The 23260-nt window shown below is 53.7% G+C and carries 19 protein-coding genes; 4 read left to right on the top strand and 15 right to left on the bottom strand.

What is annotated here, in order from left to right:
• The 10 genes from gmd to M8Q36_RS14650 all read right to left on the bottom strand — a co-directional run bounded on the left by gmd (position 1) and on the right by M8Q36_RS14650 (position 10097).
• Positions 1-1122 carry a GDP-mannose 4,6-dehydratase gene (gene gmd, locus M8Q36_RS14695; RefSeq protein ID WP_017458486.1) on the bottom strand — a complete coding sequence of 374 codons (1122 nt, stop codon included), beginning with the start codon at positions 1120-1122 and terminating at the stop codon, positions 1-3.
• Positions 1123-1148: 26 nt separating this feature from the next.
• On the bottom strand, positions 1149-1703 hold the full coding sequence (gene wcaF, locus M8Q36_RS14690; RefSeq protein WP_017458487.1) for a colanic acid biosynthesis acetyltransferase WcaF: 555 nt from the start codon (positions 1701-1703) through the stop codon (positions 1149-1151).
• Between the two features lie 22 nt (positions 1704-1725).
• Entirely contained in the window at positions 1726-2472 is a 747-nt protein-coding gene (gene wcaE / locus M8Q36_RS14685; protein ID WP_017458488.1) for a colanic acid biosynthesis glycosyltransferase WcaE, read from the bottom strand.
• Between the two features lie 13 nt (positions 2473-2485).
• Entirely contained in the window at positions 2486-3706 is a 1221-nt protein-coding gene (wcaD, locus tag M8Q36_RS14680) for a colanic acid polymerase WcaD (RefSeq protein ID WP_020454309.1), read from the bottom strand.
• Positions 3681-4898: a colanic acid biosynthesis glycosyltransferase WcaC gene (gene wcaC / locus M8Q36_RS14675; RefSeq protein ID WP_249881354.1), complete on the bottom strand. Its 1218-nt coding sequence runs from the start codon at positions 4896-4898 to the stop codon at positions 3681-3683. Before wcaC ends, wcaD begins: the two co-directional genes overlap by 26 nt.
• Positions 4895-5386 carry a colanic acid biosynthesis acetyltransferase WcaB gene (wcaB, locus tag M8Q36_RS14670; protein WP_249881353.1) on the bottom strand — a complete coding sequence of 164 codons (492 nt, stop codon included), beginning with the start codon at positions 5384-5386 and terminating at the stop codon, positions 4895-4897. Before wcaB ends, wcaC begins: the two co-directional genes overlap by 4 nt.
• The gene (wcaA, locus tag M8Q36_RS14665) at positions 5386-6231 is read right to left on the bottom strand and encodes a colanic acid biosynthesis glycosyltransferase WcaA (RefSeq protein WP_044489411.1); all 846 of its coding nucleotides are present in this window, start codon (positions 6229-6231) and stop codon (positions 5386-5388) included. Before wcaA ends, wcaB begins: the two co-directional genes overlap by 1 nt.
• 103 nt (positions 6232-6334) lie before the next feature.
• Positions 6335-8503 carry a tyrosine-protein kinase Wzc gene (gene wzc / locus M8Q36_RS14660; RefSeq protein WP_020454313.1) on the bottom strand — a complete coding sequence of 723 codons (2169 nt, stop codon included), beginning with the start codon at positions 8501-8503 and terminating at the stop codon, positions 6335-6337.
• 2 nt (positions 8504-8505) lie between these two features.
• Complete coding sequence (gene wzb, locus M8Q36_RS14655; RefSeq protein ID WP_020454314.1) at positions 8506-8949, bottom strand: low molecular weight protein-tyrosine-phosphatase Wzb; 444 nt, start codon at positions 8947-8949, stop codon at positions 8506-8508.
• Positions 8950-8951: 2 nt separating this feature from the next.
• Positions 8952-10097 carry a polysaccharide export protein gene (locus M8Q36_RS14650; RefSeq protein WP_249881352.1) on the bottom strand — a complete coding sequence of 382 codons (1146 nt, stop codon included), beginning with the start codon at positions 10095-10097 and terminating at the stop codon, positions 8952-8954.
• 693 nt (positions 10098-10790) lie between these two features.
• Between M8Q36_RS14650 and M8Q36_RS14645 the strand changes: the two genes are divergently transcribed.
• Entirely contained in the window at positions 10791-12374 is a 1584-nt protein-coding gene (locus M8Q36_RS14645) for a TerC family protein (RefSeq protein WP_249881351.1), read from the top strand.
• Between the two features lie 40 nt (positions 12375-12414).
• Here M8Q36_RS14645 and M8Q36_RS14640 read toward each other — a convergent pair whose 3' ends face one another.
• Positions 12415-13170: a DeoR/GlpR family DNA-binding transcription regulator gene (locus M8Q36_RS14640; protein ID WP_045510709.1), complete on the bottom strand. Its 756-nt coding sequence runs from the start codon at positions 13168-13170 to the stop codon at positions 12415-12417.
• A gap of 84 nt (positions 13171-13254) precedes the next feature.
• On the opposite strand from M8Q36_RS14640, the gene M8Q36_RS14635 reads away from it, so the two are divergent.
• A complete protein-coding gene (locus tag M8Q36_RS14635; protein ID WP_249881350.1) occupies positions 13255-13839 on the top strand; it encodes an NUDIX hydrolase in 585 nt (194 codons plus the stop codon).
• A 46-nt stretch (positions 13840-13885) separates the two neighbouring features.
• Here the strand turns inward: M8Q36_RS14635 and asmA are convergent, their stop codons facing one another.
• The 3 genes from asmA to udk all read right to left on the bottom strand — a co-directional run bounded on the left by asmA (position 13886) and on the right by udk (position 17071).
• The gene (gene asmA / locus M8Q36_RS14630; protein ID WP_249881349.1) at positions 13886-15736 is read right to left on the bottom strand and encodes an outer membrane assembly protein AsmA; all 1851 of its coding nucleotides are present in this window, start codon (positions 15734-15736) and stop codon (positions 13886-13888) included.
• A gap of 25 nt (positions 15737-15761) precedes the next feature.
• On the bottom strand, positions 15762-16343 hold the full coding sequence (gene dcd, locus M8Q36_RS14625; protein ID WP_017458501.1) for a dCTP deaminase: 582 nt from the start codon (positions 16341-16343) through the stop codon (positions 15762-15764).
• A gap of 86 nt (positions 16344-16429) precedes the next feature.
• Positions 16430-17071: a uridine kinase gene (gene udk / locus M8Q36_RS14620; protein ID WP_017458502.1), complete on the bottom strand. Its 642-nt coding sequence runs from the start codon at positions 17069-17071 to the stop codon at positions 16430-16432.
• 353 nt (positions 17072-17424) lie between these two features.
• On the opposite strand from udk, the gene M8Q36_RS14615 reads away from it, so the two are divergent.
• Positions 17425-20754 carry a diguanylate cyclase gene (locus M8Q36_RS14615; protein WP_249881348.1) on the top strand — a complete coding sequence of 1110 codons (3330 nt, stop codon included), beginning with the start codon at positions 17425-17427 and terminating at the stop codon, positions 20752-20754.
• Between the two features lie 157 nt (positions 20755-20911).
• On the opposite strand, the gene alkA is transcribed toward M8Q36_RS14615, so the two are convergent.
• Positions 20912-21760, bottom strand: a complete 849-nt coding sequence (gene alkA / locus M8Q36_RS14610; protein ID WP_249881347.1) for a DNA-3-methyladenine glycosylase 2 — start codon at positions 21758-21760, stop codon at positions 20912-20914.
• A 133-nt stretch (positions 21761-21893) separates the two neighbouring features.
• Between alkA and yegD the strand changes: the two genes are divergently transcribed.
• Entirely contained in the window at positions 21894-23246 is a 1353-nt protein-coding gene (gene yegD / locus M8Q36_RS14605) for a molecular chaperone (protein WP_249881346.1), read from the top strand.
• Positions 23247-23260 lie beyond the last annotated feature (14 nt).

Here is a 23260-nt window from a genome sequence, read left to right as displayed (position 1 = left end):
TCAGGACTCCAGCGCGATGGCAACCTCGTAACCGTGGGCCTTAAGCAGTGAGTGTTTTTTCGCTGCTTCCAGATCTTTTGCCACCATTTCGGAGACCATCTCCTGCAGGGTGATTTCCGGTTTCCAGCCCAGTTTTTCGTGCGCTTTGCTCGGGTCGCCCAGCAGGGTTTCCACTTCAGCAGGACGGAAGTAACGCGGGTCAACGGCAACAATCACATCACCCGGTTTCACGCCCGGTGCATCATGGCCGGTCACAGAAACGACAATGCCTTTCTCTTCCACGCCGGTGCCTTCAAAGCGCAGTTTGATACCCAGTTGTGCCGCCGCCATTTCGACGAACTGACGCACGGAGTACTGCACGCCGGTGGCGATAACGAAGTCTTCCGGTTTTTCCTGTTGCAGCATCATCCACTGCATTTTCACGTAATCTTTGGCATGGCCCCAGTCACGCAGGGAGTCCATGTTGCCGAGGTACAGGCAGGATTCCAGACCCTGTGCGATGTTGGCGATAGCGCGGGTAATTTTGCGGGTCACGAAGGTTTCGCCACGGCGCGGAGACTCGTGGTTGAACAGAATGCCGTTGCAGGCGTACATGCCGTAGGATTCACGGTAGTTCACGGTGATCCAGTACGCGTACAGTTTGGCAACCGCGTATGGAGAGCGCGGATAGAACGGCGTGGTCTCTTTCTGCGGGATTTCCTGCACCAGGCCGTACAGCTCAGAAGTGGACGCCTGGTAGAAACGGGTTTTCTTCTCCAGACCCAGGAAGCGAATGGCTTCCAGCAGACGCAGCGTACCCATGGCATCAACGTCGGCGGTATATTCCGGGGATTCGAACGACACAGCCACGTGGCTCATCGCGCCCAGGTTGTAGACTTCATCCGGCTGCACTTCCTGCAGGATACGCGTCAGGTTGGAGGTATCGGTCAGGTCACCGTAGTGCAGATGGAATTTCGGGTTGCTGGTGTGCGGATCCTGATAGATGTGATCCACACGCTCGGTATTGAATGAGGAAGCGCGGCGTTTAATGCCGTGAACTTCGTAACCCTTCTCCAGAAGCAGTTCAGCCAGATAAGAGCCATCTTGCCCGGTTACGCCGGTGATGAGAGCGACTTTAGACATAATTTATTTTCCTCAATAGTCCCAGTTCAGGGAGTTACCTTTTCAACGCGTTCGCGCGTCACCACTGCGGGATTGCCACGGCAAATCACATTTGCCGGAAGCGATTTAAAAACACTGCTGCGCGCACCGACTACCGTCCCGTCGCCGATGGAGACGCCCGGCGCGACAAACACATCTGTCGCCAGCCAGCACTTCTCACCAATCACGATTGGCGTCGCGTTAATATCAAAATGCGCGCTCATATAATCGTGACTGCCGGTGCACAAATAACATTTCTGAGAAACCACTGAATTCGCACCGATAGAAATATCACCCAGCGTGTATAACACTGCGTCATCTCCTACCCAGCTGTAATCGCCTAATGTTAATTTCCACGGATAAGTAATTTTTACCGATGGACGAATAACCACGCCTTTTCCAACCTTTGCGCCAAATAAGCGCAACAGGAATGCGCGCCAGCGATATAGCACCTGCGGGGACCAGGCAAATAATGTCGCCTGAACCGCCCACCACAGTTGAACCTTAATAGCGTTGCCGCCCCGAAAACCTTTCGGCACGGAGAATCCTTTTAAATCCTGCATCATTTTTCCTTATATCTGAGCGTTATGCTTTGTTATATAAGGCTTTCGTTTTGCCGGTCGTCCGTAAACGCAACATATAAGACAACTGTGCCCAGAAGCCCGGCATGCGTAATATTTTACGCTGCACATTGCGAGCATCCTGACATAATTCAAGGTTATTAGACGTTGATACGCCGCCCATCGAAAATTCAGACACAAGGCCTTTCAAACGCTTAAACGGGAAACCCGCTTTAAACATTCTGGCGGCTAATGCGTAATCGGAAGAGACTTTATATTGCAGATCGTAGGGGTAAGTTTTCAGACCATTTACCGGGAAAAATATAGCCTGATGGCTGGCCGGTAAGCTGTGGTAAATATACCAGCCATGTTTTGCGCCACGACGTATTTTTGTGCCATCGCCGAAATCCAGCAGCGCATCGCCAATATACATTGCGTTTTCTTGCTCATCATCCAGCTGACGAACAACATCCACAATTTCTTCATGGAAAATATCGCCGGAATTAAGAAACAGCGCAAAGCGTCCTGCGGCCATATCGATCCCTTTATTCATGGCATCATAGATGCCTTTATCGCGTTCGCTGATATAACGTAAGTTGTACTGACCGTTAAGGTTTTTCAGAAATTCCTCAGTACCATCCTGAGAACCGCCGTCAACCACAATCCATTCGAATTCAATATTTTGCGCTTTCGCCAGGTGAGCCAGCGACTGCCAGGTTTTCATCACACCTTCATAATTACGAAACGCGACAGTAATAACACTTAGCAGCATTTGACCCACCTCTTCATGTAGCCGCGATATTCAGCGCTTTGCGCAGAATAAACGGACAAACAATTAAAAACGCATATTCCGGGCTAAAGATAGACCCCGTAAAAAACAACGATATCGGAGTGAACAGATAAAGTTGAACACGAAAATTCTGATTGTTGCCAAAGGCATTTATCGTCATTTTCCCAACTTTAAACAAATACCATCCGGTCAGTAATACCGCAAACCATGAAAAATAAATGATCAGCAGATACAACCCATTGTCTATTGTTTTCCCGACGTCCGCACCGTTAAAGATTCCGAATGATGCGACATATTCGTAAAGTGAGCCAAATCTTACTACACCATCAATATTGGTCAGTGAATATCCCACCATCACCAGCGGACCGATAATACGATAATACGAGGAAGAGCCTTCCGTACCTAAATCGCCGATTCGTTCTGCGATATATGGAAAAGCAAATACAACGCCAACAATAAAGACTGCCAGTGAAATAATTGCCAATGGTAACTTTTTACGGATCGCCTCTTTGTTCAGATACTGGAAAGCCCATTCCAGCAGATAAAACAGGATAAATGTCATTACCCCTGAGAACGATCCCGAAAGAACTATCCCTGCCAAAATCATAGCATCGGTCTTCGGCGTTTTGATACCAAACTGTTTGATGCTGAGCCAAATTGAGATTAACGCCAGAGCGAAGAATGCCGGTTCGAAATATAGCGCCGTAGTACGTTTACCGCCGAACTTGATAAAATTCAGCACGTAACTGTTGCTATAGATGAGATATTTCGAAATCGTCTCCATTAAACTGCTGCCGCCAGTGAGGATAATCTGCGCCATTTCCATCGCCGCCAGCAGCACCACGAATGCCACTACCGCATAGAAAAATCTCAAGATCTTACGGTAATTATGCGGCGAAATAGTTTTGAAGCGGATACTCCACACCATGCCGATGATGATCACGATATAAACGAACAACATCGTTGAGGTGACATATTTACTGGCGTCCAGCGACTTACCGAATATGAAGTTAAACAGCGTCAGCCCTGCCCCGGCACCCAGCGCTATCATCAGTTTTTTCACGCTGATGCGCTCAACATAGAGCAACAGCAGCACCGGCAAAAACGTCACGATAGTGATGGGAAAACTCTCTCCTAACTGGAGGAGTTTGACGTTAACCAGCAGGTAAATGAGCGGCAGCAGGAGGTAGCTACAGACCTTGATAGAATGAGACATACTCCTCCAGCATCTGTTGGCCACTGTATGCCTGGCGGCTGCGCGCGCGGAACGCGTCGAGGCTTTCGCCAAATACCGCCTGGGCAATGTCGGCTTTATGGCACTGCACCAGCGGCAACACTTCCTGCTCGCTGAACGTTTTCCCGCCCGATTTCTGCAACACTTCGCGTGCCGCATCGCTGTGGGTGGCAATCACCGGAACACCGATAGATAACGCTTCACACAGAATCAGCGGATAGTTATCCACGCGAGAGCTAAAAACCAGCGCATCCATCTCGTTGAGTTCACTCATCAATTTGCGCTTATCGGTCAGAAAACCGTGGTTGATGACATTGCTGCCTTCAAACGGGGAAAACTTACCGAAGGTATGCAGCTCCACACGGTCATCCATCGCCATGATGTCGCGCACCAGTTGTTGGTTGGTTTTCCCGTCATAGCGTAGATCGTGCGCCACCACCGCAATCTTCGGTTTACCTTGCGTCACTTTCACCGGAGCCAGCTCCGCCAGAATCGCTTCTGTCGCCACATCAATACCGTTATTGATAATGCTGCAGCGCCCGGCGCCATACAGGCTATTAAAGGCGTCCGCTACATGCTGGCTGGGGGAGATAAACTGGCAGCCGAGCGCCAGCATGTCGTTGAATAACTGACGTTTGCTGTCGACCAGCTTATGCGCACGATCAACTTTCACCGGCGGGTAGTTCGACAACGTTGGGCATTTACGGCAATTCTCTTTCCAGCCTTCACAGCCATCGGTAAAGGCGCAGCGCCCGGTCACGCTCCAGTGGTCATGCAGCGTCCAGACAAAGGTGACATCCGGCTTGTGCGCTTTCACCTTTTGGCAAAATGTCACCAGTTCATCCAGATTCAACCAGTAGCTGTGCATGACATGAAAGTGCAGCACAACCGGCCCTTCCGTGCGGGTCACGGTGCGATAGAGATTATTCAGGTTGCCGAACACATCGCGGTTAAACAGGCGAAACAGCGCCAGATTAGCTATGGAAGTCAGACGTGGCGTCTGTTTATAGACCTGCGGATAGTTGTCGTGGCTGACGCTTTTTTTGCCGCCTTTGCCATAGCCGTAAATAAAACGTGATGAAATGCCCTGTTGCAGCGCGCGCTGATGTAAATCGAGCGCAACCCCTGCGGCACCGCCTTCTGCAAGGCGCACGTTAAATTGCAAAATATTCATTTAATCACCTTCACGCGCGCTTTCTCGCCGACCACCAGCGCGTTGTCCGGCACGCTGTCGAGCACCACGCTACCCGCGCCAATGGTGACGTTGTTACCAATGGTGATATCGCCAATCATCACTACGTTGGCACCCAGTTCAACGTTGTTGCCAATCACCGGGCAGGCCATGCTATCGGTCCCACGGTTGCCGATAGTGACACCATGACGAATGGTGAAATCATCCCCGGCGACGGTGTTTTTATTGATCACCACCGCATAGCCATGATGGATGGTAAAGCGGCGACCAATCGTCGCGGCGGCCTGAATTTCATAGCCAAACAGGCATTCCGTGACAAAGCGGTACAACAAAATGACGGGCGCGGCCCAGAGATTGTTGATGACATGCTTTTTGCGCCACACGGAGCAAAAATGGGCAATGCGGTACGCCGCAACCATGCAGCACGGGCGCAAATTCCAGTGATTAGCGCGAAAATCTTCCAGACGCATTATTTCCCCCGCAACCCATCAGCCAGACGCTTACCGTTACGCAGAGAAAACAGCGTCAACAAGGTGCGCCAGTTCATCCGCTTATTGCGAATCTGGTAGAGGGTAAACAGCTGATATTTCTTGCTGGCGCGATCGAATTTGTCTTTGTGCTTACGATAAAAGTGGAAGTAGCCGGAAAACTTCTTCGGTGAAGAAGTGATCTGCATTTCACCGTGGTTAATGTGCAGGATCTGCGTGGCTTCCTCGATTTTCCACGGCTCGCCGTACTCCTCGACCATTCGCAGGAAAATGTCGTAATCCTGTGCCGCCTTCAGTTGGGTATCAAACAAGCTCTCTTTAAAACGCCAGCCCCAGGTGAAAACCTGGTTGCCAACGATGTTGCGCTTGTAAAACAGCTTGCGCGAGAACGGCGATTTCGGGTACAGCGGCAAGCTCGCCGGTTGCGAATAGACTTCGCCCTGGCAGACATAATCGTTGGCGTACAAAAAGGCGCGGGTATTAAGCAGATGTTTGTGCGCCAGAAAAACGGACAGACGGTTTGGCGTCCATTCATCGTCATCGTCAATGCCGGTAATGTACTGGCCTTTCGCCTGCAAAATCGCCTGGTTGCGCACCGCGCAAGCACCAGAGTTAAAGGCGTTGCGCGTGTAACTGACACGCGGGTCGCCCAGCTCATCAACAAACTGTTGCAACTGCTCGAAACTTGCGGAGCAGTCATCAACAATGATCATTTCCCAGTGTGGGTAATCCTGGCGCAGCACCGATTTAATCGCGCGGATCGCCAGCTGCTGCCGGTTCCAGGTTGGCATATAAATTGAAATTAATGGGTTTGCTGTTGTACTCATGATGCGTTCCCTAATGCGTTCAACATGCCGCTTTCGCCCTTACTGCCGCCTTTTCCCGTCAGGGAAAAGGCGCAGCGCGTTGAGGGACAGAGGTAAGGTCTGGTTATTTTGAATCGGACTTGTATTCGTACTCGTAGTAGCCGTAATCCTGGTAGCCGGTCGCGCGGCGGAAAATCGAGTTCAGGATCACCCCTTTCACCTGAATACCGTTTTGCTCGAAGCGGCTCAGGCTGGTCTGGATCTCTTTGAGCGTATTCACCGCGTAGCGCGCCACCATCAGCGTGGTGCCCGCATGGCGACCCACTACTGCCGCATCCGTTACCGCAAGAATTGGCGGGGTATCGATCAACACCAGGTCGTAGTGGCTGCTGGCCCATTTCACCAACTGGCTGAAGCGTTCGCTCATCAGCAGCTCGGATGGGTTTGGCGGCACCTGACCGCGCGGTACAAGGTCAAAGTTGCTGATAGAGGTCGGCTTCGCGCAACTTTCGATAGCGCCCTTCCCGGCCAGCACTTCGGACAGGCCATTCACGTTATCGGTGCCCAGCAGTTCGTGGGTGTAGCCTTTACGCATGTCACAGTCGATCAGCAGCACGCGTTTATTGGTCTGGCTAATCACTGCGGCCAGGTTGGCGCAGACAAAGGTTTTACCGATTGACGGGCTGACCCCGGTCATCATCAACACGTTGTTATTAGCCTGCATCATGGCGAAGTGCAGGCTGGTACGCAGGCTGCGCACCGCTTCGATGGCCAGATCCGTCGGGTTCCCCACCGCCAGCAGTTGGCTCTGCTTATAGCGTTTAACCCCTTTGATGGTTTTGACACTATCGCGCGCTTTTTGCCATTCCGACAGCGGAATGCTGGCGTAGACGCTGATGCCCTGCTCTTCGAGCACTTGCGGGCTTTCGATACCGCGGTTAAACAGCGAGCGCAGCAGCACACCGACCACCGAAACAATCAGACCAAGAATAATGCTGCCAAGAATGATCAGCGCTTTCTTCGGCTTCAGTACCCCCGGTTGTGCAATAGCCGGGTCGACGATACGCACATCGCCAACGGTGCTCGCCTGGGTGATACGCAGCTCCTGCTGTTTGTTCAGCAACTGCATATAAACCTGCTGGCCTGATTCGACATCGCGCGTCAGACGCACAATCTCCTGCTGCGTTTCCGGCATCGCGGTGATGCGATCGTTCAGCTTCGCTTTCTCATCTTCCAGCGCTTTACGTTTTTCCAGCAGGGTGCGGTACGCCGGGTGCGCTTTGGTATAGAGCTTGGAGATTTCGGCTTCGCGGAAAGTCAGTTCGTTCAACTGCGCGTCGATGTTGACCATCGAATCGAGCACCGATTTCGCTTCCAGCGGCAAGTCGACGGAGTCTTTGCGCTGACGGTAGGTGTTCAGTTTTTCCTCGGCCTCATCGAGGTTTTTGCGCACTTCCGGCAGTTGCTTATCGAGGAAGACCAGGCTTTTGGCCGCTTCTTCGGATTTGCGCTCAATGTTCTGCTCAAGGTAGTTGCGCGTGATGCTGTCCAGAATGGCGCGGATCTGATCACGGTCTTCGCCGGTATAGGTGAGGCTCAGCACGCCGGTGTCTTTACCGTTCTCGGTTACCGTCAGGTTGTTTTGCAGGTTGTTAATCATGCCAAGCGTAGAAAACTTGGTCACGGTGAACTCGCTGTCATTCGAGGCCTGAATGGCGCTCACCATCATGGTGACGCCTTGCTTGCTGAGCTGTTGCCCCACTTCGCCGCGCGCTTCAAAACCGCCGTCGCTGCTTAACAGATACTGTTTCGGGCTGAGTACTTTTAATGTGAAGGTCTGATCGTTCATGCCTTTTGGCAGCGTGAACGTGGTGACTTTCACCGTCTCGTTCTGCCGTCCCATCAGGCGATCCCACCCTGCGCCAAACAGCGGGAAGGTGTTTTTGACCACGGAGATATCAAGATCAAGATCGTCAACGGTTTTACCCAGTACCAGGCGTGACTGGATAAGCTGGATTTCTGCGTCCGACGCCGGTGGCTTGTTCGACAGCGCACTGTTCAGATCCTGTACCAGCGAACTTCCGGTGTTCTGCTCGATTTGCACCAGCGCGTCAGCGCTGTAAATGGGGGTGGCGAACAGGCAGTAGACAACAGCAATCAGTGCGAAGACCGAGGTGATGCCCAGCACCCACCAGCGAGCTTCAATGATTGTGCCGAGCAAACGGCCAATATCGATTTCGTCGTTGCCCACCGCCGGGGCAGCAGAATGCGAATGGTGTGTTTTCTCTGTCATTATTATCCCTGCTGAGCTTGCAATGCCTGCGCCCAATGGCGGGCAGACTGGTCAAGTAAGGTGTAAATAGCTTCAAAAGCTTCACGACTTTTGCGATACGGGTCGGGGATCTCCCGCTCGTTATCCCAGTGGCCAAATAACATGACCTTTCCACGCATTTCCGGGGCAATCTCGCACAGGCGGGCGATATGACGTTTTTCCATCACCAGAATCAGGTCGTATTCGCGGCACATTTTTCCGGTAATTTGTCGCGCGCAATGCCCTTCCAGAGAGAGTTGATGATCCGCCGCCACACTCACGGCGTTGGCGTCCGCGCTACGTCCAACCAGCGCGCCCAGCCCGGCTGACGCCACCGTTAAAGCGGGCTGGTATTTTTTCAGCAGCCGTTCTGCCGTTGGGGAACGGCAAATGTTCCCCACGCATACCACCAGAATTTTGTTGAACATAGTCATTGCAGATTTTGGATGTCGTTGGCCGTATTGGTCATGTAGCGAACGCCACTGATTGTCGGCAGCAACTGGTTGATAAGACGGTTCCAACGCGCAACCGGTGCGGTCGTGACATACACCACGTCATACGGCTGGAGACGGAAGTTCGTTGCCATAACCAGCGATGTGGCATCCGACATATCGAGCTGGTAGATGTTGGCGATCTTGTTGCCACGGCCACTTTCGCTGCCTTTGAGCGGACGAATAACAAAAATGCCGCTGGCGTTGGAGGTGGTCAGATCGATACCTTCGGCCTGGCCGAGCGCTTCGGTCAGCGTCATGCCGCTGAAGTCCATTTTGAGCGTGCTTTGTTTTTTCACTTCGCCCATCACGAACACTTTCAGATCGTCATTACGCGGAACAAACAGAATGTCGCCGGGGTAGAGCAAACGGTTCTGGCTGAGATCGCCGTTTTGCATCAGCGCCTGCAGTGAAATGCGCTGCTCCTGGCCCTGGTGTGTCAGCACGACGTTGCGCCAGTCTGCGCTGTCGGTCAGACCACCTGCGGCATTGATCGCGTCAAGAACGGTAAGCGGTACGTTGGTGATCGCCTGCTGACCAGATTTTGCCACCTGGCCGGAGATATAGGCTTTTTGCGAGCGGAACGCGGCGATATTAACGTCCACCTGCGGATCAGCAATATAGGTCGCTAAACGGCTGGTAATATCACTACGGATCTCATTCAGCGTTTTACCGGCAACGTGGATCTTGCCGACATACGGATAGAACATGGTGCCATCGGGTTGTACCCAGTTACCGGCATCGCTCGAACTACGATACTGACCGGCTGGCGTGGTGAGTTCCGGGTGATCCCACACGGTTACGTTCAGCACATCCCCTGGGCCAACGCGGTACTGGTAGGCGGAAATCTCCTGATCCAGTGACATATTTGGTTGAGCAACATTGTTGCGCGGGCGCAATTGTTCAATCAGACGTGGGGTTAATGGATAGACATTCACCATACGGTCTATATCAAAATCAGCATCCTGCTGTTTAATCACATCCTTTCCCATCGTAGACATATTGCTCCCGGGGAAGACGGTGCAGCCACTCATCAAGCTAATGGACACCAATAATGGCATCAATTTCGTTTTAGATTTCATCATTGATTAATTATCACTTTGGCAGAGTAATTATCCTGTGCGATTTAAATAAGCGCTCAAGCTGTACACAGATTCAGAATGCAGTTAATTCTTGAGAAATATAACTGGCATCAGTCCTAAAAAGCGTTTATTCAACCACATGCGATTACAGAATAATCCAGGCTGATTGACATACCCGCAGGCACGCTACCGCCCCTGGCTTTCAGTTACCAATTCACTGATTGACGCTAAGTCATTGATAGTCATCCATTACATCCTCTTTCTGGTGGCGCTATTTGCCAACCAGATAAAATACGGCAGGTACCGGCTTTCGCACTGATTAACAATGCTGAAAATAAAGACGCTGGTATATTTGAACGATGCTGGAGGAATTGTTGCAGCTAAGCGAATAGCAGGCAAGGCGACATTCAGAGATAAACATCTTTTTAAGAATAATATTAAGACCAAAATTTTAGCTTTTTAGGATTTACCGCATATTGACAAAAAACTGACATGGTATTACCCATGCGACTTTTCTTATTTTCCATATTTAAATAGTAATAGTTAATCCCAGAAACAATAAGGAAATAACATTTAAAGCGTTTTAAATAACCACCTAAAATAAGATAAATCGCAGGCTGACATTGCAATTTATCTCAGCTTTATCCATGATCGCATTGTGACAATTGTCATATCACATAAGGTGTTACGTTAACGATGGAATGGATTGCCGATCCGTCAATCTGGGCTGGTCTGGTCACATTGGTAGTGATTGAACTGGTTCTCGGTATTGATAACCTGGTTTTTATTGCAATTCTCGCCGAGAAATTGCCGCCGGCGCAGCGTGACCGCGCGCGCGTCACCGGTCTGATACTCGCCATGCTGATGCGTCTGCTGCTGCTGGCCTCAATTTCCTGGCTGGTCACGCTGACCCAACCTTTATTTACCGTACGCGGCCTCAGTTTCAGCGCCCGCGATTTAATCATGTTAGTGGGCGGGCTATTCCTGTTGTTTAAAGCAACGGTTGAACTCAACGAGCGCCTCGAAGGGAAAGACAGCGACAACCCCACGCAGCGGCGCGGGGCGAAATTCTGGGCCGTGGTGACGCAGATTGTCGTGCTGGACGCGGTTTTCTCACTGGATTCCGTGATCACCGCTGTGGGGATGGTTGATCACCTGACCGTGATGATGGCGGCGGTGGTTATCGCCATTTCACTGATGCTGCTGGCGAGTAAAACCCTCACCCGCTTCGTCAATAACCATCCGACGATTGTTATTCTGTGTCTCAGCTTCCTGCTGATGATTGGTTTCAGCCTGGTGGCCGACGGCTTTGGTTTCCATATTCCGAAAGGTTACCTGTACGCCGCCATTGGCTTCTCGGTCATGATTGAAGCGCTGAACCAGTTGGCAATCTTCAACCGCCGCCGTTTTCTGTTCGCCAACCGAACGCTGCGCCAGCGCACCACCGAAACGGTCATGCGCTTGCTGAGCGGGCGTAAAGAAGATGCAGAGCTGGATGCCGATGCCGCCTCGATGTTGCGCGACGGCGATGATGGCCAGATTTTCAACCCGCAGGAGCGGCGGATGATTGAGCGCGTGCTGAATCTTAATCAGCGTACGGTGAGCAGCATCATGACGTCGCGTCACGATATTGAACATATCGATCTGAGCGCGCCGGAGGCTGAAGTCCGCGCCCTGCTGGATAAAAACCAGCATACGCGCGTGGTGGTTACCGGTGGCGAAGAGGATGATACCCTGCTGGGCGTGGTGCATATCCTCGATCTGCTCCAGCAATCGTTGCACGGCGAACCGCTCGATCTGCGTGTGCTGGTGCGACAACCGCTGGTGTTCCCGGAAGGATTGCCGTTATTGCAGGCGCTGGAACAGTTCCGTAATGCCCGTACCCACTTTGCGTTTGTGGTGGATGAGTTTGGCTCCGTTGAAGGGGTGGTCACTCTAAGCGATGTGATGGAAACCATCGCCGGCAATTTGCCCAACGAAGTCGAAGAGATTGACGCTCGCCACGATATTCAGAAAAACAGTGATGGTAGCTGGACGGCAAATGGTCATATGCCGCTGGAGGATCTGGTGCAATATGTACCGCTGCCGCTCGACGATAAACGCGAGTATCACACTATTGCCGGGTTGCTGATGGAATATTTGCAACGCATTCCCCAGCCGGGAGAAGAGGTTCAGGTGGGTGATTACCTGCTAAAAACGCTGGATGTCGAAAGCCACCGGGTGCAAAAAGTGCAGCTTATTCCGCTTGGCAGCGACAATAATCTCGATTATGAAGTGTAAAACATGCCGGGGTTCGCCCCGGCCATTCCCGCCTGCTTTCCTACGCTTTGACAATCGCAATACCACGCCGGGCAAACGGCTCCAGCGTGCGCCCATCGGTTTGCGCATCGACCACCAGCGTATTGATAAGTCCGATATCGCCGATCACCCACGGTGAAGCGGTGTTTAATTTTTCCGGTGAGGCCAGCACCACCGTCTCCGCCGCCCTTTGCGCCATGGCATGCTTGATACGCGACTCTTCGAAATCACCGGTGCTTAAACCCGCTTCAACATGCACGCCGGTCACCCCCATAAAAAAGAGATCGGCGCGCACGCGAGCAATTCCCTCCAGCGCCGCCGCGCCGACATTGACGATAGAGTGTTTATAAAGCTGGCCGCCAATCATCACCACGTTAATCAACGGATGTTGTGCCAGCCCGACAGCGATACTCGGGCTGTGGGTGACAACCGTAATGCGCAAGTCTTCCGGGAAAAAACGGATTAACTCACTGGTAGTGGTGCCGCCATCGATCATCACCACCTGCCCGGGGGATACCAGCTCTGCCCCTTTCTGCGCGATCCGCCGCTTGGCATCCGATTGCAATGTTTGTCGCTCGGAAAAGGTGACCACCGCCGCCGATGCCGGTAACGCACCGCCGTGCACCCGCTGCAAGCGCCCTTCCGCCGCCAGCTCGCGTAAATCGCGGCGCACCGTATCTTCTGATATGCCGAACTGCTCACTGAGATTTTTTGACAGCACCTGCCCCTCTTCAGCAAGCCGGGCAAGGATCAATTGTTTGCGTTGTGAAGTCAGCATAGGGGTGCTCCTGTATGCACGAAATATCTTGTTAATGCACGAAAGTGCACGTTAAGATGAGATCTTACGTCCTGAGGAGCGAATATGCCATCTGAAAATGCACAAGTACGCATTATTGCGACCAAACCCTTATCCGAAGACTGGGGCAAACTGACGAAGTACACCTTTGACTTTCGCCGCAGAGACGGTGAATGGCAGCGCCAGAGCCGCGAAGTTTACGACCGCGGCAACGGCGCGGTGATCCTGCTGTATAACGCGAGCAAACGCAGCGTGATCCTCACCCGGCAGTTTCGCTTGCCGCTGTTCGTTAACCAGCACAGCGGCTTTTTACTGGAAGCGGCAGCCGGCTTACTGGATGAGCTTGCCGCAGAAGAGCGCATAAAACAGGAAGCAGAAGAGGAGACCGGTTACCGGCTTGAGCAGGTGCAAAAGGTGTTTGAAGCGTGGATGAGTCCCGGCTCGGTCAGCGAAAAATTGCACTTCTTTATCGCCGAGTATGATGACAGTCGACGCACCGGCAATGGTGGTGGTTTAGCCGATGAAGGTGAGGATATCGAAGTGGTGGAGATGGATTTTAGCGCCGCACTGGCGGCTATTCGCAGCGGTGAGATTGCCGACGGCAAAACCATTATGTTGTTACAACATCTGGCGCTGGAAGGCATTTTGTAAATTGCGTTGCCGGGTGGCGCCGTGTCCACCCGGCAAACTGGCTCGCTTACATCTTCTCGAGCAGTTTTTTCACATCTTTGCTGCTCTGGCGATCTTTATTGCGATCCGCCCAGTCGTTTAACCGGCGTTTCGCTTCATCCTGCAGATGTTTACGCAGCAGTTGATCCACTTGCAGGCTGTAGTTGAGCGTCTGCCATTTACCGTATACGCGCAGTGGAACGGGGGTATTTTTCAGGAAATCGATAAGCTCGCTCTGCCCTTTCCAGCCTTCCATCACACGCACTTCAAAGCGGGTATCCGCCTGCTCTTTCACCAGATCCATCTCGCCTTCACCGGTAAGCGACAGCAGCGCTGAACTCCCCTGTATATCACTGAATTTCATCTGCCCGTTATCCAGTGACACATCGCTGGTGAAGCTATCAAGCCGCGTGGCGTTATCGTAGTTTTCCTGCGCCTGCACATCGCTGCTACGCGCCACGGCCTGCTGTACCAGTTGCTGGAAGTTGAGCCCTTCCATACGGCTGTTTTTCAAATCGACATGTGCCTCGCCCTGCCAGTGGCGGCGGAAATCTTCTGCGTCGATATTCGGTCCGGAAAAATCGCCCGCCATGCTCAGGCTGCCGGTCAGGGCAATCGGGTAATTAAAGGCTTTCAGAATGGTGCCGATTTCGACGTTATCCAGTTTTGGCTGGAAGGTCGCGCGGGATACATCACCGCGCACATCCAGCTCACCCGGTAACGAGATCTGCCCGTTGCCCATTTTTCCTTGCAGCGTGGGGATCGACAGCCAACCGGCATTATTGTTGAATTGTCCGACCACATCCGCAAACTGCATACCGCGCCAGCGCACGCTTTTCGCGCTAATGCCAATCTGTGCGGTAAAACTGCGTAACCCGTTGTACTCCGGCGTGTCCAGGCTGGTGGAGATAACCGGGCGCGGCAGGCGGTTTTGCGCCTGCCCTTGCTGCTGCGGCGAGCCGCTGTTATCGGCGGTCTGCTCCGGCGGTAACAAATTATCAAGATTGAGGGAATCAAACTGTAAATCGAGCGCCCACACCGGCAGGTTGCCAAACGTCACGCTGCCGTTACCGGTGAGCGCGGTGTCGTTCGCGCGCAGGCTCAGATCGTTGAGTGTCAGGCGCTGCTGGGCTCGTTGCCACTGCGCCTGTAAGCGCCCTTCTCCTTCGATGCCCTGCGTCGGGACATCGCCGCCCTGCAATTGCCATTTCACATTATCAATGGCAGCGGTAAGGTTATGCGGATAATCGCGGGCATCTACTTGCGCGCTGAAAGAGAGCGTTAAATCACGTTGATTGCGGTTAATCCGCCCGGCGAAATCAAGCTTTGCCTGGTGCAACGAATCCTGCTCCATTTGCAGGCGGATATCGCGCACCGTCAGTTGTTCATCATCATCGTGCTGAAACACCAGCACGCTATCAGCCACTTGCAGGCTGGCGATATCCCAGGACCAGCCGCGATCCTCTTCCACCTGCGGCAGGTTGTTTTCTCGCGGTGCCACGGGCGCGCCTTTTTGCGGCGCGGCGGCGCTTTGCGGCGTTAACTGGATAACCGCGCCTTTGAGCATCACCTGTTTGACCTGCAACTGATGCGAAAGCAACGGCCACAGATTAACGTCAAGGCGCATATTGTCGGCGGCGACCACCGGCGTCTGCGCACCGGGAGCGGTTAAGGTCATCCGCCCTGAGAGAATGCTAAGCTGCGGCCAGACATGCCAGCGCAGCGGGCCATCAAGCTGTAATTGATAACCGCTACGGGCTTCAACCTGACGCACCATATAAGCGCGAAAATCGTTGGGATTGACCAGTAGCACCAGCGCCGAAAGGCCGGCTACCAGCACGACCAACAGGATCATCAGCGTGGTTAACACTCTTCTCATGGCGTCCTCAGTAGCTCTACTTCACTCAGTCTTTATCAATACGGCTGGCGACAGCACCTTGCTGATCGCGATATTTCGCATCTTCACGACGGTTATAAGGGCGTTCTGCCGGACCGGAGAGCGGCTCGAAGCTCAACGCGCCAATCAGCATACCTGGACGCAGTGCCAGCGGCAGTTTGCCTGAATTATAGAACTCCAGCACGATGCAGCCTGACCAGCCCGGATCGATACGGTGCGCGGTAACATGCACCATCAAACCCAGACGCGCCAGCGAAGAGCGACCGTCCAGCCAGCCAACCAAATCCGCAGGCAGTGTGACGGATTCATACGTCACCGCCAGCGCCAGTTCACCCGGGTGCAGGTAAAAAGCGTCGCCTTCTGCCAGCACAATTTCATCGCTCATCACCCGGTCAAGCGCCGCGCTAACTTCGTGTTTTGGGCCGCTGAGATCGATAAACGCCGCCGTGTGCCCACTGAATGTGCGGAATTTGTTGCCCAGGCGGACATCAACCGTCGCACCGTTAATACGCTCAACCGGCGGGCGCGGATTAATCGCGAGCCGACCGTCGTTCAACCAGGCTTCAATATCTCGGTCACAAAGACGCATGGCACATTCTCCTTTTGATGCGACATACCCCTGAGCGCGCCTCAGGGGCCGGGCAAATTAATACGAACGGTGACAGCCTAACATTATTACTCAAAGAATTGGCTGATTTTGGCTTTCAGAATATCAATGGCTATGCGGTTTTTACCGCCGCGCGGCACGATAATATCGGCGTACTGTTTGGAGGGTTCAATAAACTGCAGGAACATCGGACGCACGGTTTTTTGGTACTGCGCCATTACCGAATCCATTGAACGGCCACGCTCGTTAACATCACGTTTGATACGGCGCATCAGGCAGATATCCAGCGGCGTATCGACGAAAATAGAGAAGTTCATCGCATCGCGCAGGCGTGAATCGGTCAGCAGCAGGATCCCTTCCAGAATGATGACTTTTTTGGCTTCAATGCGAATGGTTTCTTGCGTACGGGTATGTTCAACGTAGCTGTAAACCGGTAACTCAATGGCTTCGCCGCGTTTAAGCGATTCTAAATGCTGGAATAACAGGCTGTGATCCATCGCACTCGGATGGTCATAGTTGGTTTTTACACGTTCTTCCATCGACAGATGACTTTGATCTTTGTAGTAACTGTCTTCCGGAATAACGCCAATATGTTCATCACCTACCTGTTCGCGCAATTCGCGGTAAAGAGTACTGGCAATAAGGCTTTTACCTGAAGCGGATGCGCCGGCGATACCGATAATGACGCACTGATGAGACTGATCAGTCATAAATTTAGCGACCTGATAACCTGGATGTAAAGGAAGGGCGACGCCAGAGCGTCAAACGCCGCAATTATAGGGATTTCACCGTCGCGATACCAGTCGAATAGACACGGGATTCAGGTGTGATAAAAAGTCGCCAATTTTTACCGGCAAAACGCATTATTCGCAAAGCAAACCGCTCAAAAATGGAGCGCGGTGCGCGTTTTATTCATCCACTAAGTAATTAATAACACTATGATGTCAAATTATGAGCGCCCGCCATAGGAATTGTAAATTGTTTGTACTAGCATAATCCAAATTTCAAATTTCATTCGTCGGACTCTGTTCCGGACGGCACAGGGCTTGCGGATTAAGCGGTAATGAAGAAACAACACCAGCGCGTTTTGGTTACCACACCCTATCCTGGACTGCGGCTGCTCAGTTTAGGGCTACTCTCTTTTATCTTCACCCTGTTCTCGCTGGAACTGATCCGCTTTGGCACCGTCATTGCCCCGCTCTGGTTTCCCACCGCAATCATGACCGTGGCGTTTTACCGCCATGCAGGCAAGATGTGGCCCGGCATCGCGTTCGCCTGCGCGCTGGGGAATGTTGCCGCTACCGTCCTGCTTTTTTCCGTTTCTTTTGTCGATCTGCGTTATACCGCCGTCAATATTGTTGAAGCGGCCGTCGGCGCCGTGCTGCTGCGTAAATTGCTGCCCTGGTATAACCCACTGCAAAATCTGGGCGACTGGATCCGCCTTGCCATCGGCAGCGCGGTGGTCCCGCCGCTGGTCGGCGGGGCGCTGATCTGTTTGCTGGTACCGCCAGAAAATGTTCTGCGTACCTTTATTATCTGGGTGTTATCGGAATCCATCGGCGCGCTGGCGCTGGTACCGCTTGGGCTGTTATTCAAACCGCACTACTTGCTGCGCCATCGCAAACCGCAATTACTGCTGGAAACACTGGCGACGCTTGCCATTACGCTGACGCTCAGCTGGCTGTCGCTGCACTATTTACCGTGGCCATTTACCGCTGTCATTGTGTTGTTGATGTGGAGTGCGGTTCGTCTGCCGCGCATGGAAGCGTTTCTGGTGTTTCTGATAACCGTCATGATGGTGTCGTTGATTATCGCGCAGGAGCCGAACCTGATTATCGCGCCGAAAAGCGGCGTGATGACCAACGCGCCCTGGCTGCCGTTTTTGATGATCCTGCTGCCGGTTAACGTGATGACTATGGTGATGTACGCCTTTCGCGCCGAGCGTAAGCACATTACCGAAAGCGAAGAACGTTTTCGTAACGCCATGGAATATTCCGCCATTGGCATGGCGTTAGTCGGCACCGATGGGCAGTGGCTGCAGGCTAACAAAGCGCTGTGCCAGTTTCTGGGTTACAGCCAGGATGAACTGCGTTTAATGAACTTTCAGCAGCTCACCTGGCCGGAAGATTTACACAAAGACCTCGAACTGCTTGACCAATTGGTGCGCGGCGACATTCCCACCTACTCGCTGGAAAAGCGCTATTACACGCGTAATGGCGATCTGGTCTGGGGGTTGCTGGCCGTTTCCGTCGTGCGCCACGCCGACGGCACCCCGCTCTATTTCATTGCCCAGATAGAAGATATTAACGACCTGAAGCAGACCGAGTGGGTGAACAAGCGCCTGATGGAACGCATTACCCTTGCGAACGAAGCGGGCGGTATCGGTATCTGGGAGTGGGAGCTGGAGCCAGACATCATCAGTTGGGATAAACGTATGTTTGAGATGTACGAAGTCCCCGCGCATATGAAACCGACCTGGCATCTGTGGTACGAACGCATTCTGCCGGAAGATCGCCCGGAAACCGAGCGCGTTATCCGCGATGCGCTGGCCGCCCGCGTCGCCTTCAAGCTGGAGTTCAGAGTGCCAGTTAAAGAGGGAATTCGCCATATCCGCACCCTTGCCAACCGCGTGCTCAATAAGAACGGCGAAGTTGAGCGACTGCTCGGCGTCAATATGGACATGACCGAGGTAAAACAGCTTAACGATGCGCTGTTCCAGGAAAAAGAGCGGCTGCACATTACGCTGGATTCCATCGGCGAAGCGGTGCTGTGTACCGATGTTGATATGAAAGTCACCTTTATGAATCCGGTGGCGGAAAAAATGAGCGGCTGGCCGCAGGAACACGCCATTGGTCAGCCCTTATTGACGGTGCTGCGTATCACCTTCGGCGATAACGGCCCGGCGATGGAAAACATTCATAGCGGCGATATGTCGCGTACCGCGATTGAGCAGGATGTGGTGCTGCACTGTCGCACCGGCGGCAGCTTCGATATCCACTACAGCGTTACGCCGTTAAGCACACTGGACGGGCAGAATATCGGCTCGGTGCTGGTTATCCAGGATGTCACCGAGTCGCGCAAAATGCTGCGCCAGCTCAGTTACAGCGCCTCTCACGACGCCCTCACCCATCTGGCGAACCGCGTCAGTTTTGAAAATCATCTCAAGCGCCTGCTGGTGACCGTGCAGGAATTCCATCAGCGACACGCGCTGGTGTTTATCGATCTCGACCGCTTTAAAGCAGTGAATGACACCGCCGGGCATGCCGCCGGTGATGCCTTGTTGCGCGAAATTTCCTCGCTGATGCTCAGCATGCTGCGATCCACCGATATCCTCGCCCGTCTCGGCGGCGATGAGTTTGGCCTGCTGCTGCCGGACTGTAATGTCGAGAGCGCGCGCTATATCTCCGGGCGGATGGTGGAAGCCATCAATGATTATCACTTTATGTGGGAAGGTCGTTTGCACCGCATTGGTGCCAGCGCCGGGATTACAATTATTGATGAGACCAATTACCAGGCCTCAGACGTTATGTCGCAGGCGGATATCGCCTGTTACGCCTCCAAGAACAATGGCCGCGGCATCGTTACCGTCTACGAAGCGCAGCAAGGGCTGATGCAGCATGAGCGCAGCTTGATGTCGCTGGATGAGCAGTGGCATATGATCAAAGACAACCATTTGCTGATGATTGCGCGCGGCGTGGCCTCTCCGCGTGTACCGGAGGCCTGCAATTTCTGGCTGCTGTCGCTGCGCCTGTGGACCAGCGAAGGGGAAGTGATGGAGGAGCACGCGTTCCGCTCAGGGTTGTCGGAACCGGAACTTATCCGTGCACTCGACAGACGGGTGTTTCACGAATTTTTCCGCAACCATGCGACAGCCGTCGCGGGTAAAGGCCTTGGCGTCGCCCTGCCCCTGTCCGTCGTTGGGCTGGCAAGTCAGTCTCTGGTGACAGAACTGCTGCAAATGCTGGAAAGCGGGCCACTGCCGGGGCGTTTGCTGCATCTGATTATTCATGCCGATGCGCTGATGCGCGAAGGCAACACCATTAATGAGAATCTCAAACGCCTGCGCCATGCGGGTTGCCGCATTATTTTCAGCCATATCGGGCACGATCTGGAAGTGTTTAACCACCTCACACCGCATATGGCCGACTACCTGTTGCTGGAGCCTGAGTTAGTCACCAACGTTCACGGCAACCTGATGGACGAGATGATGGTGACCATTATTCAGGGTCACGCGCAGCGCCTGGGCGTGAAGAGTATTGCCGGACCAACTCACCAGCCGCTAATGATGGATACCCTATCGGGGATCGGTATCGATTTGATCTACGGGGATATTATTTCGCAGGCGCAGCCGCTGGATTTGATGCTTAATACCAGTTATTTCGCCATTAACTGACAAGAGGTAATAAGGCTATTTTACTTGCCATTTTGAAACCGGGCAGTGCTCAAAATCCTCACGTACTACGTGTACGCTCCGGTTTTTCCGCGCTGGCCGGTTCCAAACTTGCTGCGACAATAACGCCTTATTTTCCTCTTGTGCGCAATTAACAGCCTTATTCCCCTTCCGGCTGCCAGCCATCGGTATACCAGACATGCAACAACGCATACGACCGCCACGGCTGCCAGCGCGCCGCGTAGCGGCGGATTTGCGCGGGCGTCATCCCGGCAAAACGCTGCTTAATCAAATAATCATCCGGCAGGAACACATCTTTCGCCTGCCAGCCACGCAGCGCGAAGTAGTTCGCAGTCCAGCGACCGATACCCGGCCAGGTTTGCAGCGCTTTCACCCCTTGTTCCACATCTGCGGGTGGAGTGAGCGGGAATGTACCATCGCAGACCGTCTGCGCAAGAAAAAGGAGCGACTCCGCGCGTTTTAACGGCATGCCCAGCGCTTTGAGTTCTTCCGGTTGCGCTTGTGCCAGTTGCTGCGGCGCGGGAAAGCAGATCATGCCCGGCGCTTCTGCCAGCGGTTCACCGAAGCGCTGCGCCACTTTTGCGGTCAGCTTCGCCGCCATCGCCACACTCACCAGTTGCCCCAAAATCGCCCGCACCGCCTGTTCAAACGGGTCCATGCTGCCCGGCAAACGCAAGCCGGGACGCGCCGCGCCAAGTGAACCCAGCACGGTGTTCACCGTTTCAGCATCACAATCCAGATCAAACAAACAGCGCAGGCGCGCCAGACAGTGTTCAGCCACCAGCGCAAGTCCATCGCTGAGCGTAACCTTCAGCGTCGCGGTGGCTTCGTCAGGCTCGGCAGTGATTAACCCGCGATGGCCGCAGTAGTGGAAAGTGCGCACATAACGCGTTGCGCTAATCTCCTCAACGCCCGCCACGGCGCGCGCGCGTAAAAAATCGAACATCCACGCCCAGTCATATGGCTTGCGCCAGTGCAGTGTGTACATAGCAACTCCTGAATAGTGACGCTAACAGCATAACAAACCGGGGATTTTCCGCCTTGCTTTCATATTCCGGTTGTCGCCCGTCACGCATTCGGCTAAAGTCGCCCCCCTTCTTCACTGGCATGGGGATAAACACGTGTTTGTTGGTTTTGACTACGGTACGGCAAACTGCTCGGTCGCGGTGATGCGCGACGGCGCAGCGCAACTGCTGAAAATGGAAAATAACAGTACCTTACTCCCGTCGATGCTCTGCGCACCGACGCGTGAAGCGGTCAGCGAGTGGCTCTATCGCCACCATCAGGTTCCGGCGACAGACGGCGAAACCCAGGCGCTGTTGCGCCGGGCGATGAGCTTTAACCGCGAGGAAGATATTGAGGTTAGCGCCGCCAGTGTGCAGTTCGGGCTGGCTTCATTGCGTCAATACGTCAGCGACCCGGAAGAGGTGTACTTTGTTAAATCACCGAAATCCTTCCTGGGCGCCAGCGGCCTGAAACCGCAGCAAATCGCCCTGTTCGAAGATCTGGTCTGCGCCATGATGCTGCATATTCGCCAGCAGGCAGAAACGCAACTGCCGGAAAGTATTGAGCAGGCCGTGATTGGCCGCCCGATCAACTTCCAGGGGCTGGGCGGTGATGAAGCCAACGCGCAGGCGCAAGGCATCCTCGAGCGTGCCGCGAAGCGCGCCGGGTTCCGTGATGTGGTGTTCCAGTTCGAACCGGTCGCCGCCGGGCTCGATTTTGAAGCCACGCTGAGTGCGGAAAAACGGGTGCTGGTGGTGGATATCGGCGGCGGTACGACCGACTGCTCATTGTTGCTGATGGGGCCGCAATGGCGCGACAAGCAAGAGCGCGCCGCCAGTCTGTTGGGGCACAGCGGTTGCCGCGTTGGCGGTAACGATTTAGACATTGCACTGGCGTTCAAAAGCCTGATGCCGCTGCTCGGCATGGGCGGTCAGACAGAAAAAGGCATCGCGCTGCCGATCCTGCCCTGGTGGAATGCAGTAGCAATTAACGATGTTCCCGCGCAGACCGAGTTTTACAGCGCCGCCAATGGCCGCTTGCTTAACGATCTCCTGCGCGACGCCCGCGATGCGGAGAAAGTGGCGCTGCTGGTAAAAGTATGGCGGCAGCGTCTGAGCTACCGGTTAGTGCGCAGCGCCGAAGAGAGCAAAATCGCCCTTTCCGACGACACCCAGGTTACCGCTCCCTTGCCATTTATTAGCGATGACCTCGCGGCGGCAATTGACCAGGAAGGTCTGGAAAGCGCGCTAAATCAACCGCTGCAACGCATCCTTGAACAGGTACAACTGGCGCTGGAAAACAGTGCGGAAACGCCGGAAGTGATTTATCTCACCGGCGGTAGCGCGCGTTCACCGCTGATTAAAAAAGCGCTGGCGCAAACCCTGCCGGGGATCCCGATTGCGGGCGGCGATGATTTCGGCTCCGTCACCGCCGGACTTGCACGCTGGGCGCAGACACTGTTTCGTTAATATCTTGCCGGGAG

Source organism: Kosakonia sp. R1.Fl, from assembly GCF_023516815.1.
Classification (GTDB): domain Bacteria; phylum Pseudomonadota; class Gammaproteobacteria; order Enterobacterales; family Enterobacteriaceae; genus Kosakonia.
This window is presented reverse-complemented; position numbering and strand designations above follow the sequence as displayed.

Bases quoted from the DNA above. Each gene is read 5' to 3' on its own strand.
- M8Q36_RS14645 (WP_249881351.1), top strand. From the start codon at position 10,791: ATGGAATGGATTGCCGATCCGTCAATCTGGGCTGGTCTGGTCACATTG.
- wcaF (WP_017458487.1), bottom strand. From the start codon at position 1,703: ATGCAGGATTTAAAAGGATTCTCCGTGCCGAAAGGTTTTCGGGGCGGC.
- udk (WP_017458502.1), bottom strand. From the start codon at position 17,071: ATGACTGATCAGTCTCATCAGTGCGTCATTATCGGTATCGCCGGCGCA.
- wcaA (WP_044489411.1), bottom strand. From the start codon at position 6,231: ATGAGTACAACAGCAAACCCATTAATTTCAATTTATATGCCAACCTGG.
- M8Q36_RS14650 (WP_249881352.1), bottom strand. From the start codon at position 10,097: ATGATGAAATCTAAAACGAAATTGATGCCATTATTGGTGTCCATTAGC.
- wcaE (WP_017458488.1), bottom strand. From the start codon at position 2,472: ATGCTGCTAAGTGTTATTACTGTCGCGTTTCGTAATTATGAAGGTGTG.
- asmA (WP_249881349.1), bottom strand. From the start codon at position 15,736: ATGAGAAGAGTGTTAACCACGCTGATGATCCTGTTGGTCGTGCTGGTA.
- wzb (WP_020454314.1), bottom strand. From the start codon at position 8,949: ATGTTCAACAAAATTCTGGTGGTATGCGTGGGGAACATTTGCCGTTCC.
- M8Q36_RS14640 (WP_045510709.1), bottom strand. From the start codon at position 13,170: ATGCTGACTTCACAACGCAAACAATTGATCCTTGCCCGGCTTGCTGAA.
- dcd (WP_017458501.1), bottom strand. From the start codon at position 16,343: ATGCGTCTTTGTGACCGAGATATTGAAGCCTGGTTGAACGACGGTCGG.
- wcaC (WP_249881354.1), bottom strand. From the start codon at position 4,898: ATGAATATTTTGCAATTTAACGTGCGCCTTGCAGAAGGCGGTGCCGCA.
- wcaB (WP_249881353.1), bottom strand. From the start codon at position 5,386: ATGCGTCTGGAAGATTTTCGCGCTAATCACTGGAATTTGCGCCCGTGC.
- M8Q36_RS14615 (WP_249881348.1), top strand. From the start codon at position 17,425: ATGAAGAAACAACACCAGCGCGTTTTGGTTACCACACCCTATCCTGGA.
- wcaD (WP_020454309.1), bottom strand. From the start codon at position 3,706: ATGTCTCATTCTATCAAGGTCTGTAGCTACCTCCTGCTGCCGCTCATT.
- M8Q36_RS14635 (WP_249881350.1), top strand. From the start codon at position 13,255: ATGCCATCTGAAAATGCACAAGTACGCATTATTGCGACCAAACCCTTA.
- gmd (WP_017458486.1), bottom strand. From the start codon at position 1,122: ATGTCTAAAGTCGCTCTCATCACCGGCGTAACCGGGCAAGATGGCTCT.
- alkA (WP_249881347.1), bottom strand. From the start codon at position 21,760: ATGTACACACTGCACTGGCGCAAGCCATATGACTGGGCGTGGATGTTC.
- wzc (WP_020454313.1), bottom strand. From the start codon at position 8,503: ATGACAGAGAAAACACACCATTCGCATTCTGCTGCCCCGGCGGTGGGC.